The 11,767-nt window shown below is 56.6% G+C and carries 12 protein-coding genes and 1 pseudogene; 7 read left to right on the top strand and 6 right to left on the bottom strand.

Annotation, left to right across the window (positions count from 1 at the left end; translation table 11 throughout):
• Nucleotides 1–69: 69 nt before the first annotated feature.
• Both ACR2TX_RS23520 and ACR2TX_RS23515 read right to left on the bottom strand, forming a co-directional pair.
• Nucleotides 70–369 carry an addiction module antidote protein gene (locus ACR2TX_RS23520; RefSeq protein WP_077728825.1) on the bottom strand — a complete coding sequence of 100 codons (300 nt, stop codon included), beginning with the start codon at nucleotides 367–369 and terminating at the stop codon, nucleotides 70–72.
• A gap of 5 nt (nucleotides 370–374) precedes the next feature.
• The gene (locus ACR2TX_RS23515) at nucleotides 375–671 is read right to left on the bottom strand and encodes a type II toxin-antitoxin system RelE/ParE family toxin (protein ID WP_077728826.1); all 297 of its coding nucleotides are present in this window, start codon (nucleotides 669–671) and stop codon (nucleotides 375–377) included.
• A gap of 813 nt (nucleotides 672–1,484) precedes the next feature.
• On the opposite strand from ACR2TX_RS23515, the pseudogene vapC reads away from it, so the two are divergent.
• From vapC to ACR2TX_RS23495, 4 genes and pseudogenes are all read left to right on the top strand, one after another.
• Nucleotides 1,485–1,881 (top strand): annotated as a pseudogene (gene vapC, locus ACR2TX_RS23510) (type II toxin-antitoxin system VapC family toxin).
• A 107-nt stretch (nucleotides 1,882–1,988) separates the two neighbouring features.
• On the top strand, nucleotides 1,989–2,249 hold the full coding sequence (locus ACR2TX_RS23505) for a hypothetical protein (RefSeq protein ID WP_143735069.1): 261 nt from the start codon (nucleotides 1,989–1,991) through the stop codon (nucleotides 2,247–2,249).
• A 450-nt stretch (nucleotides 2,250–2,699) separates the two neighbouring features.
• The gene (locus ACR2TX_RS23500; protein WP_077728829.1) at nucleotides 2,700–2,957 is read left to right on the top strand and encodes a FitA-like ribbon-helix-helix domain-containing protein; all 258 of its coding nucleotides are present in this window, start codon (nucleotides 2,700–2,702) and stop codon (nucleotides 2,955–2,957) included.
• A complete protein-coding gene (locus tag ACR2TX_RS23495; RefSeq protein WP_077728830.1) occupies nucleotides 2,954–3,385 on the top strand; it encodes a type II toxin-antitoxin system VapC family toxin in 432 nt (143 codons plus the stop codon). Before ACR2TX_RS23500 ends, ACR2TX_RS23495 begins: the two co-directional genes overlap by 4 nt.
• Before the next feature lie 278 nt (nucleotides 3,386–3,663).
• Here the strand turns inward: ACR2TX_RS23495 and ACR2TX_RS23490 are convergent, their stop codons facing one another.
• The 4 genes from ACR2TX_RS23490 to rnd form a co-directional block, all read right to left on the bottom strand.
• A complete protein-coding gene (locus tag ACR2TX_RS23490) occupies nucleotides 3,664–4,095 on the bottom strand; it encodes a hypothetical protein (RefSeq protein ID WP_077728831.1) in 432 nt (143 codons plus the stop codon).
• A gap of 198 nt (nucleotides 4,096–4,293) precedes the next feature.
• Nucleotides 4,294–5,145 (bottom strand): PDZ domain-containing protein, encoded by an 852-nt coding sequence (locus ACR2TX_RS23485; RefSeq protein WP_077728832.1) that lies wholly within the window; start codon nucleotides 5,143–5,145, stop codon nucleotides 4,294–4,296.
• A 184-nt stretch (nucleotides 5,146–5,329) separates the two neighbouring features.
• The gene (locus ACR2TX_RS23480) at nucleotides 5,330–6,913 is read right to left on the bottom strand and encodes an AAA family ATPase (protein ID WP_434130793.1); all 1,584 of its coding nucleotides are present in this window, start codon (nucleotides 6,911–6,913) and stop codon (nucleotides 5,330–5,332) included.
• Complete coding sequence (gene rnd, locus ACR2TX_RS23475; protein ID WP_434130792.1) at nucleotides 6,906–8,096, bottom strand: ribonuclease D; 1,191 nt, start codon at nucleotides 8,094–8,096, stop codon at nucleotides 6,906–6,908. The genes ACR2TX_RS23480 and rnd overlap by 8 nt, the downstream gene beginning before the upstream one ends.
• A gap of 60 nt (nucleotides 8,097–8,156) precedes the next feature.
• On the opposite strand from rnd, the gene ACR2TX_RS23470 reads away from it, so the two are divergent.
• From ACR2TX_RS23470 to ACR2TX_RS23460, 3 genes are read left to right on the top strand one after another with little or no spacing between them, the layout of a single operon-like run.
• Nucleotides 8,157–8,906 (top strand): electron transfer flavoprotein subunit beta/FixA family protein, encoded by a 750-nt coding sequence (locus ACR2TX_RS23470; RefSeq protein WP_347257801.1) that lies wholly within the window; start codon nucleotides 8,157–8,159, stop codon nucleotides 8,904–8,906.
• On the top strand, nucleotides 8,903–9,856 hold the full coding sequence (locus ACR2TX_RS23465) for an electron transfer flavoprotein subunit alpha/FixB family protein (RefSeq protein WP_434130791.1): 954 nt from the start codon (nucleotides 8,903–8,905) through the stop codon (nucleotides 9,854–9,856). The genes ACR2TX_RS23470 and ACR2TX_RS23465 overlap by 4 nt, the downstream gene beginning before the upstream one ends.
• Complete coding sequence (locus ACR2TX_RS23460) at nucleotides 9,853–11,490, top strand: electron transfer flavoprotein-ubiquinone oxidoreductase (protein ID WP_347257803.1); 1,638 nt, start codon at nucleotides 9,853–9,855, stop codon at nucleotides 11,488–11,490. The genes ACR2TX_RS23465 and ACR2TX_RS23460 overlap by 4 nt, the downstream gene beginning before the upstream one ends.
• Nucleotides 11,491–11,767: the final 277 nt, after the last annotated feature.

The following is an 11,767-nucleotide window of genomic DNA, read 5'->3' as shown; positions in this document are numbered from 1 at the left end:
TATTGAAGTCGGAAGCAAATAACAAAAGCCTAACCCTTTCACTGCCCGAACGATGGGTTGGATACCTTTTCAACTATGGTTGGCTTCGGCATGGAGCTTAAGCCCGAGGGCGCTAATGACCTTGAGGATGGTATCGAAACCTGGGCTACGTTCGCCGGAGAGAGCCTTGTAGAGGCTTTCCCGAGAAAGTCCCGCATCCCGAGCAACTTGCGCCATACCTTTGGCACGGGCGATGTCGCCAAGGGCCTTTGCGATGAAGGCGGCGTCTCCGTTCGCTTCTTGCAGACAAGCTTCAAGGTAGGCGGCCATTTCCTCTGGGGTTCTGAGGTGTTCAGCAACGTCATAGCGAGTGGTAGTAGTCTTGGCCATAGCAATTACTCCGAAAGATTACGAGCGAGACGCAATGCGGCCTTGATGTCCTTGGCTTGGGTGCTCTTATCACCACCGGCCAAGAGAATGATGAGCTCTCGCCCCCGCTTTTTGAAATAGACCCGGTAACCGGGACCGTAGTTAATCCGCAACTCCGACACACCTTCGCCGACGGGCTCAACGTCGCCAGAGTTACCGGCGGCGAGCCGTTCAATTCTGGCTTGAACACGCGCTCTCGCTTGGATGTCTCGCAGGCCATCGAGCCACTGAGCGAAGACGTCTGTCTTGCGGATTTCGATCATGGGCTAACCGTAGCCGCTCGGCTACATAATGTCAATGGCGCGAGGACACCGCTGCAAGATGCCCAACGTCTAGCTAAGCGGCGCACCGGACAACAGAACCTGAGCAAAGCGCCGGAGCCGAATGTAAAGCAATACCTGTAAACGGCCAGCGTCCCGGCGGGTCGCGCTTTAATGCAAATTAAGCGCTTTGCGGTAAGACGTTCAATAAGAAGATGGCGGCCGCTAGGCGACCGAAGACGTGAACGAGGAGCCCCCGAGAGGAGTGGACCTCGCTGGCCGCATCGATACCGGTTTTCTCCTGAATCCAGTTAAGGAAGCTCTGATTAAGTCCGTCGACAGGCCTGTCCTGAGCTAAGTCGAAGGGCATGAACGGAATCCACTTGTTCAGAGCTTCCTACAGTGAACGCCTGGATGAGTGCCGATCTCCGACATAGTGTAAGCGCCGGATAGATAGGCCCGCGCCAATGCCTCATTCCTGTCCGGATAGCGTTGCCGATAGTCGTCAAGGGGCAGGGCGATAAACCGCCGATGCGCTTTGGAGCCCGGAGTTCTTCGGGCTTTTGTTCTGCCGGTATCGCTCGACGAACGCATTATCGCCCAATAGCAATTGATGGTGGGTCTGATCCAGTGGACTGGGCAGCCCTCTGCCGTCCATTACGAATCGACGGCAGGACTTGATCGCGCTCTTGCGTTCCCGCCCAAACTGGCTGAGCAGCCAACCCGTATCAAGTAGGTGTCCTTCTGAACCAATATCGCCTTATAGCGCCCCTGAAGTCGGTGTCCGACCATCCCATAGTGCTGAAATGTTGGAATGTGAGATCTGACCCCGGTGTGCCCTCCTTCAACGGCATCGACACGCCCCAAACTGCCATACTCGACGAACTGCTCGGCGTGGAACTGCTGGCGATCGGCGACTTGATCCAACCGAGGTCTTGCAAGGATTTCGCCAGGATGGCATTTCCGAACGGCTAAACGGTTGCTGATGTCGCTAACCGTTTATGACTTGCTCGGCACCGAACAGGCGCACAAAAACGTGGAGAATTATCGGGCACTCAGAAAACGGGGCATCACCACCCGCAAAACCGCCGACGTCATCATCGCTACATTCCGCATCGAAAAGGGACACGCCCAGCTGTTTTCCGATCGGGACTTCATTCCGTTTGTCGAGCACCTGGGATTGCGAACCGTCGGGGGATACGGGGTGGAATAGTCGGGGCGTGTTGGAATCGAAAGTAAACAACAAAAGCCTGACCCCTTCGTGACCCCTTCGTGACCCCTTCGCGGCAGGGTCGCACGGTCACCTTTGCGGACGATCTGGTGGTGAGCTATGGCGCCGATACGGTCACCATCAACATCGGCTGTCGTGAGCCCTGCGCCGATGTACCGGTCGGAACCACGCTCCGGGGCGGGATCACGAAGATTGTCCCCGACGAAACGCCCGAGGTGCCCGGCGCCGACACCACGTGGTATGCGCGAGGGTACATCACCATCGTGCCGATCACGCCCGACTATACGGCTGACGCGCCGAGTGCCTTCTCTCTCGGGATAGATATCAAGGATGGCCTTGGTAGGCGATAGACGGTGATTTCAACGGGCTCAGCATTTGTAGGTCGGCAATCCTTTGCCGACGAACCCGTTGGCCCAACGGCACCGTCGGGAAAGGATTCCCAACCTACTCGCGAGTGCCCGTACAGTAGGTATGAAAGTACTCTAAGAGTGGTATTGGGAGACGATCGACGGCGATTTCTGTTCCTTGCATGGGGAAAAAGGGCAGTTCTTTGATGTCGGAATGTGAGAGCTGGCCCCTTTCATTTGGCACTTCGATGACAACCATACCAATCCGGTGAAGCACGGGTAGTTTTTCGCGTCGCCGATTGGCTGTAGTCCAGGTTCCATCGTTAGGACCACGCCGTCACCACTGATATCCCGATCATTTGGCGGGCGATACCCGCCCGACCTGACTATTTGACGCCGACAGTCTCCGAGCTCTACGATAGCGATGCATGCATTGCATACACGGAGCCCATCATGGCTAGTCTCACCATTCGCAATCTCGATGAATCCATCAAGGCAGGCTTGCGTTTGCGCGCGGCCATCCATGGCCACTCAATGGAAGAGGAAGTGCGGCAAATCCTCAGACAGGCGGTGCAAGCTTCGCCCGCCGAAACCGGCCTGGGACTCCGCATCCATAGTCGGTTTGCTGCGATTGGCGGGGTTGATCTGCCATTGCCGGAACGGACATATATCCGCCCGCCGCCGGACTTTAAGGACAAAGGCGAACCATGATCCTACTGGACACCAACGTAATCTCGGAGTTGATGAAAGCGCAGCCCGATGCGCACGTTCTCGGCTGGCTGGACAGGCAATCACGGGGCGACATCTTTACCAGCGCCATCACCCAGGCCGAAATCGAATTGGGCATAGCCTTGCTGCCCAAAGGCAGACGCCGGGATGCGCTCGCAAATGCGGCACATGCAATGTTTACCGAAGACTTTGCAGGAGCCGTCCTCCCTTTTGACGAACGCGCCGCCGGACATTACGCGATACTTGTGGCACATCGTACCCGCATCGGTCGCCCAATTACGGTTGAAGACGCGCAAATCGCGGCAATTGCCGTGAATCACAGTTTGGTATTGGCAACCAGAAACCTGAAAGACTTCCAGGAAATAACGGAAATTAAGTTGATCGATCCCTGGCAACCAGAAGCATCGTAGCGGGTTAGCTCGTGTAGGGCGCATTAGGTTTAGCGTAATGCACCGAATGGAGATTCCCATGCGGCGGAATACGCAAGTACGCTATTCCGCCCTACACGGGCTACACGAGTTCAACCCTGAGCTACCGAACTCCGCTGGAACTCGAACAACAGTGGCAAACAGCAGCCTGACTTTTTGTCCGGAAAACTCTTGCCATATCAAACCGTTGGACGACGCGGGTCGGAATAGCTGGGGCGTATTGAAATCGAAAGCAAAGAACGAAAGCCTGACCCCAATGCCTATGTTGATATTGTTGGATATCTAATGCGACCATGAGCGAAGCGTTCGTTGTAGAAGGCTTTTAAATCTAATGGCGCATCGTGAAGATAGTCCGGATACGCAGTCCGCACAACGCTATAGAGGAAAACCACTGTGTCAAAGGCAATAGTTAACTTTGGAATCTGCATTCGTCGCTCAGCATCAAGGTGAGCCACAAATTTATCTCGATACGTCTGCATTTCCTTATAACATGCGTCGAAATCTCCTTCTGTGATCCCAATATCCGCGTAAAGAGAAGACATGAAAGTTTCAGATTTAGGTACGACTTTCGTCCAATAATGTTTTCCTTTTGTGTCAGTAAAAAGTTTGCACCATTCAAGAACGGCGATATCTAGAAAATTGCTGTTCGCATTCACCCAAAAATCGTCGTTGGAAACAAAGTTCTTACCCATCCATCCTGCACGATAATAAGCAATGTTTCTTGTGCAGTGGAAACACAATTGACCGACACCTCGTACACGATCACATTCGTTCATCTTCTAGTACCTTGGCGACACAGTTAATATTTAAGTAAACCTGCAGCAGAAGCGGCAAAACAAAGAGCGCCGCTCGCATTTGTTATCTGAGTAATGACGCCTTTTTGTTATTGGCTAATATTTTTTTCTCAACCCCACAGATTTATGTATTTCCTTGTCGCCTCTAATGATAAAAACGTCCGCTTCTTTTCCTTCATACTTGGATAGCGCCTTTTGGTAGCTGTCCCCATCAAATACTTCAATATCTCCGATTTGTTTCAGCACGTCATCTTTCAGGATATCAGCATCGAACGCTGGTGAGCCTTTTATCACTGCTTGAATCAGAACGCCTTTGTTACTCCCGATTTGCTTTTTTATTTCCGGGGTAAGTTCCTGTATATGAACACCAAATATTGGACGCTTCATTTTGATCCAATAAGTCGCCAAGTAGTCTGATCTATGCACAGTATATGGAATATACGTCGTTTTGGTTCCATAAGTCGTCGTATATGCGGTTCCAGAATACGAGGCGTAACCACCAGGACCATAAGCGCTGCCAAGCATTGATGTTGATGAGGTAGTGGTATCAGGAAGCGCCAATGGCATCGACCCGGGCACAGATCCCGTATATTGGGAATACAGAATTACTACAGCTGCACTAATTTTCTTTGCCTGCGCGATTGCGTCGCTTTCATTCACATCGCCTGCATTGAACGACGAATAGCCAATTAGTCTGTAATTGTCCTCAAGCATTCTCAATGTATCCTGCTCCGGATGATTACCGCGAAAAAACTGAGGCTTGCCGGTGGGGAGTTCTACTGCAGGCGCCTTGGAGAGATCAACACCCCCAGTATTATCGTGGTAGAACTCGGCAAAAGGGGTTGAACATCCTTGAAGTAAAACTAAGAGCACCGAGACTGCGATTGAATTTTTAACCATTAGAGTCCCCCTTCCGAGCATGACTTCAATTTGAATAAGGTAAGCCAAAGCCTCTACCCTATTTTGTTATGGTTCGATTTCCTTACCCTAAAGGTGTGGTGTGAGAATTCAAGTCTTATAACACTATTAGTATTGAATTCTCACACTACGCCCCTCATCCCTGCATGAATGATCGGGGTAAGGCTTGTGTTTCTTGCTTCCGATTAGGCTATTCCTTTTCGGCAAGAAAATCTTACCCGGGCGACTTACCCGTGATGAGACAGATCTTCTTGATAAGCTCGTCAATAGATACCGCTACTCCGGTATCAATCATCAGCATATCGCGCTGCTCTTCCTCGGTCAGAACATCATGCGCCGCGAGCTGATAGTCGAGCACCGCCGGGTTGGCTTCGGAAGGGTCACGCCCGAGCAGGGCGCGGGATTCGATGCGGCTTTTCAATGTGGCGATCGGTGCCTGGCAGTCGAGGATCAGGAATGATGCGCCGAGCCGTTCGGCCAGCATTTTCTGGCTTTCCCGCTGGTCGTGTTTTAGAAACGTGGCGTCGACGATAGCGGAGAGGCCGGATTTCAGGATCTCTTCGGCGGTATCCAGCAGATAGCTATAGGTTCTGCGCGTCATGTCGGCGGTGTAGATGCCGGCGTCGAGGGTCGATGTGGTGTCGGCGTGTTCGGCGAAGCCGGCCAGGCGTTTTCGTTCCAGGTCGGAGCGCAGGCGTATGGCCGGGAGGCGCTCGGCGATTTGGCCCGCGATGTGGGACTTGCCGCTGCCCGAGAAACCGTGGGTGATGAGCAATGCCGGTTTTTGAGGCCGGATGAGGCCGGATGCGTAATCGAGATAGCGCCGGTACAGGTCCAATAACTCCTGCTGCTTCGCGGTGTCGCCGGTAGAGGCGCGGGTCAGTTGGGCGATCTTGGCCCGAACCATGGCGCGGTAGACGCGGTAATAGTTGAACAAAGAGAGGCCCCGGTAGTCTCCGGTAACTTCCAGGTAGCGGTTGAGAACCCGGAAAGCCAAGTTCCGCTTGCCTTTGACTTCGAGGTCCATAACCAAAAAGGCCAGCTCGCTCAACACATCGATCCAGCGCAAGTCTTCGTTGAATTCGATGCAGTCGAACGGCGTGGGCTCGTCGCCGATGAGCACGATGTTGCCGAGGTGGAGATCGCCGTGGCATTCGCGAACGAAGCCGGCGGCTTTTCGGGCGAGCATGGTCTCCCGGCAGCGCGAATACGCCTCGGACGTCCGGGCGCGCACGGCTTCCAGCTTGGCGACGTCGACCGGATCGTCCTGCAAGGGCTCGATGTGGGTGAAATTATGTTCGGCGGCGTCGTAGATGTGTTCCGGGAGTCCGTGGGCATCTTCGGCGGTACTGCGATCGATGCGTGCGTGGAATCGGGCCAGCGTCTCGGCCAGCTTGTCCATGTGTTCGGCCGACAGGCGATCGTCCTGGCACAGACGATCGAACAGCGCCGCTTCGTCGAAGCGGCGCATCTTAATGGCGAATTCGATGGGGGTGCCGCTGCCGCCGATTCGGGGGTTTTGGTGATTTCCGGCGATGGGCACGACGGCCAAATACAAGTCCGGAGCGAGCCGCCGGTTGAGGCGGAGTTCCTCTTCGCAAAACCGGCGGCGCTTGTCCAGGGTGGAGAAGTCGAGGAAGCCGAAATCCACCGGTTTTTTGATTTTGTAGGCGTATGGACCGGTCAATAAAACCCAGGAGATATGGGTCTCCCGGATTTCGATGGCTTCCGTCGAGTGGTCGTAAGCGGCGGGGTTCCGCAGCGCCGAGATCAGTTCGGGATAGCGGGCGTCATCCATGCGATTCCATCTGTAAACGACCGTTGATTACTCTGAGTTGCCGTTCGCCCTGAAGGAGGGCCTCCAGTTCCGCTCCGGCCATCGCCTTGCGCCAGCCCTGAAGCAGTTTCGATTGCTCCGGGTCATCCATCAGTTGTTCCAAATCTTTGCGTCCCGCGAGCACCGCCGGATTCAGGGTATGCTGGGCGGCCCGAAGACGCACCACCGCGGTCAATACGTCGAGCAGCGCTTCCTGTTCAGGCGTCTTTTTGGCCTGCCGCGGCCTGAGAGAAACCGCCGGAGGCGGACGATGTTTCGCCTCGTCGATGATCCGGCACAATTGGCTGCCGTACCGCTTGAACATCCGTTCCTCCAGTCCCCGGATCAGTTTGAACTTATCGGCATTCGTCGGCTGAAGCCGTGCGAGGTCGAACAACACTTCATCCTTGACCAGCCAACTGCGTGGAATGTCCTGCTGGCGCGCATTATCCTCGCGCCAGGCCGCGAGCGCCTGCAGCACGGCGAGCTGGGACGTATTCAGCTGATAATGTCCGCCAATACGCTGCCAGGCTTGATCGGACGCATTCTCGTAAAGCTTCGGATCGAGCAGGGCGGCGAAATCGCCTTCCGGCCAGTCCAGGCGGCCCAAGGCTTCTAGGCGCTGGCACAGTTTCAGGTAAGCGGTTCCGAGATGAACGACGTCGTCGGCCGCATAGCGCAATTGCGCATCGGCCAGGGGCCGGAGCGACCAGTCGGTGCGCGCGTGGCCTTTGCCCAAGGTTATTCCGAGCAGTTCCGAAATCAGTCCGGCATAGCTGATTTGTTCGGGCAAGCCGATCAGGGGAGCCGCGATCTGGGTATCGAAGATCGGTGCCGGCAGTTTTCCCCATAGATGAAAAAAGATTTCCAGGTCCTGTCGCCCGGCATGAAAAACCTTGGTGATGGCCGGATCGAACAGTAAATCCGCTACCGGGTCCAAGGATTCGAGCGCGAGCGGATCGATGCAGGCGATCTTGTCGGCGGTCGCGATCTGGAGCAGGCAGAATTTCGGAAAGTAGGTTTTCTCGCGCAGGAACTCGGTGTCCACGGCGAGCCATGGGGAGTTCTCGACGGCGCGGCAGAAATCTTGGAGTTGGCTGGGCGAATCGATATAGCTGATTTGGGAGAGAGGCGTCATGTCGAAGAGAGTGCTTTTTCGAGTCATAAAGTTATTATATGGCCTAGGGACGAAGAATACGCTCCCGCCGACGATCTGAGGTGGCGCATGAAGGTATTGGTGAGTGTAAAGCGCGTGGTGGATTACAACGTGCGCATCCAGGTGAAGCCGGACGGCTCGGGCGTCATGCTGGACGGGGTGAAGATGAGCATGAATCCCTTCGACGAGATCGCCCTGGAAGAGGCGATTCGCCTTAAGGAGGCCGGCAAGGCGACGCAAATCGTGGCCGTTTCGATCGGGCCGCAGGCGCTCCAGGAGCAGCTGCGTAGCGCCTTGGCACTCGGTGCGGACCGAGCGATTCATATACCTCTGGATGCAGCTCCTCAACCCATCAATGCCGCAGGCGCCCTGGCCGGGCTCGCCCGGCGCGAAAATCCCGATTTGATCCTCATGGGCAAGCAGGCCATCGACGACGACTGCAATCAAACTCCGCAGATGCTGGCGGCTCTGCTCGGCTGGCCTCAGGCGACCTTTGCTTCCAAAATCGAGTTGAATGACAAGTCCGCCACCGTCGCCCGCGAGGTGGATGCCGGGCTCGAATTTCTGTCGGTCGATCTGCCGGCGGTGATTTCCGCCGATCTTCGCCTCAATATTCCCCGTTATCCCAAGTTGCCGGACATCATGAAGGCGCGCCGCTTGCCGATCGAAACGGTTACGCCGGAGGACCTGGGCGTCGAGTTCGTACCGGAAGCCAGGCTGCTCAAAGTCGCGCCTCCGCCGAAGCGCCAGGCCGGACGGAAAGTGGCTTCGGTCGACGAGCTGGTGGCGGCGCTGCATGAGCGAGGGCTGTTGTCATGAGCAAGGTATTGGTTCTCGCCGAGCACGACGGCGAAACCTTGAATCCTTCGACGGCGAGAACCGTCGCCTGCGCGCTCGATCTCGGTCCGGAGACGATCGATGTGGCCGTATTCGCCGAGGCGGAGAACAAGCCCGCGCAAGCCGCGGCTCGGCTGAATGGCGTGACCCGGGTGTTGCTGGTCGAACATGCCGCCAACCGGAACCCCGTGGCGGCGGTTCTGGCGCCACAGATTTCCGCTCTGGCCAAGGGCTACACCCATGTGCTGGCACCGGCGACCACCTTCGGCAAGGATCTTTTGCCGCGCGTGGCGGCGCTGCTCGGCGTACCGCAGGTCAGCGATATCATGCGGGTGATCGATCGGAACGTATTCGAGCGCCCGATCTACGCCGGCAATGCACTGGAAACGATCGAGACGCCGCCGGGCATCGTCGTCGCGACCGTGCGTACGGCTTCGTTCAAGGCGGTTGCCGAGACAGGATCGGCGCCTGTGGAAAAAATCAGCCTCGATTTCGACTGCCCGACCCACACGCGTTTTCTCCGGGTCGAAGGTTCGTCCGGCGGCGGGCGTCCCGATCTCCAGTCGGCCCGCGTGGTGGTGTCCGGCGGGCGCGGCCTGGCAAGCAAGGAAAACTTCGACTTGATCTACGCCCTGGCGGATCGGCTGGGCGCGGCGGTCGGCGCTTCCCGCGCGGCGGTGGATGCCGGATTCGTTCCGAACGACTTGCAGGTGGGGCAGACCGGCAAGATCATCGCGCCGGAGCTTTATCTCGCCTTCGGTATTTCGGGCGCGATACAGCATCTGGCGGGAATCAAGGATGCGGGGACCATCGTCGCCGTCAATAAGGACCCCGATGCGCCAATCTTCGAAGTGGCGGATATCGGCCTGGTGGGCGACTTGTTCGAGGTGCTGCCGGCATTGGTCGATGCTCTGCCCAAGGATAAATCGTGAATCGGGAGAGTCTGGAGTTCGATGTCGTCATCGTGGGGGCCGGCCCCGCGGGACTGTCCGCCGCCTGCCGATTGATGCAGCTGGCCAATGAAGCCGGAAAGTCGCTCCGGGTCTGCGTCGTCGAAAAGGGTGCGGAGGTCGGCGCCCACATCATTTCCGGCGCCGTGTTCGAGCCGACCGCCCTGAACGAACTTTTCCCGGACTGGAAAGGGCAGGGCGCGCCCGTCACCGTGGCCGTCGAACACGATGAATTGCATTACCTCCTTAGCGAAAAGCGCTCGTTCAAAGCGCCCGGCTTTCTGATGCCGAAGCCGATGCGTAACGAGGGCAATTACGTGATCAGCCTGGGCCGCTTGTGCCGATGGCTGGCGGAAAAAGCCGAGGCCCTTGGCGCCGAGATATTCACGGGGTTCGCCGCGGCCGATGTGCTTTATGACGACGCGGGCGCAGTAGCCGGCGTCGTCACGGGCGACATGGGCATTGCCAGGGACGGTTCGAAGAAGCCGAACTATCAGCCGGGCGTGGAGCTGCGAGCGCCCTACACGATTTTTGCCGAAGGCTGCCGCGGGCATTTGGGCAAGCGGCTGATGGAGCGCTTCGAATTGCGGCGGGACGTCGATCCGCAGCATTACGGCATCGGCATCAAGGAAATCTGGCGCATCGATCCGTCGCGTCATCGGCCCGGATGGGTCGTTCACACCTTAGGCTGGCCTTTGGACAACGAAACCGAAGGTGGCGGCTTCGTTTACCACGGCGAGGACGGATTGGTTTCGCTCGGTTTGATTGTGGCCTTGAATTACCGTAATCCTTATTTGAATCCTTTCAGCGAAATGCAGCGCTGGAAGCACCATCCGGTGGTGCGCCGGTTCCTCGAAGGCGGAACCCGGATCGGCTACGGCGCCCGCGCGGTGAACAAGGGCGGCTGGCAGTCGGTGCCGAAGCTGTCTTTTCCGGGCGGCGTGATGGCGGGTTGCGATGCCGGTTTTCTCAACCCGGTGAAGATCAAGGGCAATCATACCGCCATGAAGACCGGCATGCTGGCGGCGGAGGCGGTGTTCGAGGCGCTGGAAACGGGCGGAATTCCGGATATGGGCGGCCGTTATCGCCAATCGTGGGTCGATCAGGAGCTGTTCCGGGGCCGGAACATCGGTCCCGCGTTGGCGAAATTCGGAACGCTTGTTGGAAGCGCGTTCATTTGGATCGATCAGAATGTTTTCCGGGGAAAGCTGCCGTTTACCCTGCACAATCGCGTTCCGGATCACGCCTCGTTGGATCGAGCCGCGGACAGTCGTAAGATCGATTATTCGAAGCCCGACGGCGTGCTGAGCTTCGATAGACTATCCTCGGTCTATCTATCCAACACCAATCACGAGGAAGACCAGCCCTGCCATCTCGTTCTGACCGATCCGGCCATCCCGATCGAGCGGAATCTGCCGCTGTACGACGAGCCGGCGCAGCGTTATTGCCCGGCGGCGGTTTATGAAATCGTGGAGGCGCCGGGACAGCCGGCCCGATTCCAGATCAACGCGCAGAACTGCGTTCACTGCAAAGTGTGCGACATCAAGGATCCGGCACAGAACATCAACTGGGTGCCTCCAGAAGGGGGCGGGGGACCGAACTACGTAAACATGTGAAAGCAAGGTCGTTCTGTGTGTCGAAGTCGGGAGAGTTATAGGGTAGCAGGACGCTGTTGAATAAAATCTTGGTACCGGTTGTTCTCCAAGCCTGGCTAAATCGCGAACACACGCTTCTGATCGAAAGTTGCAAATATGTCCGGGTGGCGGATACTCAGCTGTTAAACTAGATTACCGGGAAGTAAAGTTTGATTGACTTTCGCTCCAAATCTTGGCAAATGTCAGAAAGTTTTACAAGTGTGCCAAAATTGTTGCGCATGCGATCAAAAGTTGCCAA

It is taken from the genome of Methylocaldum sp. GT1BB (genome assembly GCF_051027545.1).
Taxonomy (GTDB): Bacteria; Pseudomonadota; Gammaproteobacteria; order Methylococcales; family Methylococcaceae; genus Methylocaldum.
Note: the sequence above shows the minus strand (reverse complement) of the source record. Positions and strands in the feature narration are given on the sequence as shown.

Excerpts from the sequence above, each read along its gene's own strand:
- ACR2TX_RS23520 (WP_077728825.1), bottom strand. The coding sequence starts at position 369 with ATGGCCAAGACTACTACCACTCGCTATGACGTTGCTGAACACCTCAGA.
- ACR2TX_RS23515 (WP_077728826.1), bottom strand. The coding sequence starts at position 671 with ATGATCGAAATCCGCAAGACAGACGTCTTCGCTCAGTGGCTCGATGGC.
- ACR2TX_RS23500 (WP_077728829.1), top strand. The coding sequence starts at position 2,700 with ATGGCTAGTCTCACCATTCGCAATCTCGATGAATCCATCAAGGCAGGC.
- ACR2TX_RS23495 (WP_077728830.1), top strand. The coding sequence starts at position 2,954 with ATGATCCTACTGGACACCAACGTAATCTCGGAGTTGATGAAAGCGCAG.
- ACR2TX_RS23490 (WP_077728831.1), bottom strand. The coding sequence starts at position 4,095 with ATGGGTAAGAACTTTGTTTCCAACGACGATTTTTGGGTGAATGCGAAC.
- ACR2TX_RS23480 (WP_434130793.1), bottom strand. The coding sequence starts at position 6,913 with ATGGATGACGCCCGCTATCCCGAACTGATCTCGGCGCTGCGGAACCCC.
- rnd (WP_434130792.1), bottom strand. The coding sequence starts at position 8,096 with ATGACTCGAAAAAGCACTCTCTTCGACATGACGCCTCTCTCCCAAATC.
- ACR2TX_RS23470 (WP_347257801.1), top strand. The coding sequence starts at position 8,157 with ATGAAGGTATTGGTGAGTGTAAAGCGCGTGGTGGATTACAACGTGCGC.
- ACR2TX_RS23465 (WP_434130791.1), top strand. The coding sequence starts at position 8,903 with ATGAGCAAGGTATTGGTTCTCGCCGAGCACGACGGCGAAACCTTGAAT.